General features: G+C 23.7%; 1 protein-coding gene. It reads right to left on the reverse strand.

The window, feature by feature from the left end:
- Positions 1 to 1,529 (reverse strand): ABC transporter substrate-binding protein (locus tag KTO59_RS04225; RefSeq protein ID WP_284928810.1); only part of this gene is annotated, 1,529 nt, incomplete at both ends.

Genomic DNA, 1,529 nt, shown 5'->3' on the forward strand with positions numbered 1-1,529 from the left:
GGGTTACAATAATCTAAAGGTTGATTTCTAAAACCGAAAATAATAAAATATTTTTTAAAATTTTCTTTAGGATTATGTAAAAAACGTATTTGTCTTTGAGAACATAAAGGAATCATGAATAATTTCTTATAAGCTTGTTGTTCTAATTTATCATGAATGTGTTCTTTTTCTTCTTGTGTTAAAGTATTTGGTGTTCTTGAAGGGAAAATAAAACATTCAGGACTCATTCCGGAAACAAAAATATTTAGATCAGTTGTTGTATCATTTAATCTATAATCAATAATTATTTTTTGATCTGACGCAATTGATAAACATTCTTCCAATTGTTTTTTAAATTCGCCAATAAATGATTCGCTAGTAAACATACCTTCTCTAGTACTTAAAGTCAAAGTAACAACCCCATCAGAATTAGTATCAGTAATATACTTTTGAAAAAAATAACGCGCTAAATCTTTATTATAACCATAATTATCTTTTAATTTTTGTATTGTAATTTGGTTTTTAATGTTTCCATCAGGTAATTCATTTAAATCTTGTTGTAATTTATCATTGATATTTGTTTTGTGTTCATTAGTCAAATTATATGTTTTTACAGAAGATAACTTAGGATAACAATAATTATCGCTCATATAATTCAAAGAAGGGGCAATATTTGGAAGAAAACTTGATAATTTTTTTCTGTCAATTGCATAAAATAAAGCTTTTCTTAAATCTATATTTTCTACTCTACCACCATCAGATAACTTCAATATCAAAGAATATGAATCGGGTTTGCAAAACAATGATGTATTATAATGTTCTTTGAATCGTTCGTCTTTTGTATTAGCTTCAATTGCACAATAATTAATTTTTTTATCTAAAAACAATTCTTGTTCGTGATCGTCACATCCGTTATTATGTTCAATTAAAATTTCTATATGGTTATAAGGTACGGCTTCTTGTGATTTATCAAAATAAGAAGTTGATTTTTCTAAAATCCATTTGTTGCTATTATATCCTTCTTTGATTTTATAAGGTCCATAAGATATAAAAGGATGATCTTGAGTGCCATATTTAGTTTGATTTTCTATAATAGATTTTTCAAAAGAAGTTGATTCTAATAAATAAATTTTATTAATTTTTTTAATTACTTCTAATAAACTTGTTTCAGTTTGAAAATTTAAAGTAAATACATAACGATTATTAGAATCGATTGAGATATAATCATTATCTGTCAAATTAAAATAATCTTTAAAATTCATTAAATTAAAGTATTTTTCTAAAGTATATTTAATAATTTCTGCGTCAATGGGTTTATTATTTTCGAAAACAGCATTATTTTTTAATTTAAAAGTAAATTTTGTATCTTTAATTTCTAAAGAATCATTTAAAGATTTATTATCATTAATAGATGGGTGCAAAATCTTTTCAATTAAGTTGAATTTAAAAGTGCGAGGAATTTGATGTTGATTCAAACTCAAAAGTTCTTTTTGTTGTTCTGAACTAAAATTTTTAAATTTATTTTCATCTACAACTTCTTGAAAAAAAGG

The sequence above is a fragment of the Candidatus Phytoplasma sp. AldY-WA1 genome, assembly GCF_020312115.2.
GTDB lineage: Bacteria > Bacillota_I > Bacilli_A > Acholeplasmatales > Acholeplasmataceae > Phytoplasma > Phytoplasma vitis.